Annotated in this window: 1 protein-coding gene; it reads left to right on the forward strand. The window is 61.1% G+C overall.

Annotation, left to right across the window (positions count from 1 at the left end; genetic code table 11):
- On the forward strand, positions 1-319 hold a 319-nt coding region (locus Q0859_RS21470), incomplete at both ends, for a helix-turn-helix domain-containing protein (RefSeq protein ID WP_299155216.1).

A 319-nucleotide genomic window follows, 5' to 3' on the forward strand; every position in this document is an offset into this window, starting at 1 on the left:
AGACGCAACGGCGGTGTCCGGCGATACCGTGCGGCCATGTCTGACGCGGCGGCCTGGGATCGCGCGCATCGCCCCAAGCCCTGCAAGCTCTTGGGCAACGACTATCTCTGCCGGACGATATCCGCCAAGATGCACCGCAAGTGGTCCCCGCAACAAATTGCAGGCCGGCTGATGCGAGAACATCCCAACGACGACCAAAAGCGTATCTCGCATGAGACGATCTACCGAAGCCTGTTCATCCAGACGCGGGGCGTTCTCAAGAAGGAATTGCAGGCACATTTGCGGGCGACAAGGTCAATCAGGCGCTCGCGCCATGCCA

The organism is uncultured Tateyamaria sp. (assembly GCF_947497045.1).
In the GTDB taxonomy this organism is placed as follows: domain Bacteria; phylum Pseudomonadota; class Alphaproteobacteria; order Rhodobacterales; family Rhodobacteraceae; genus Tateyamaria.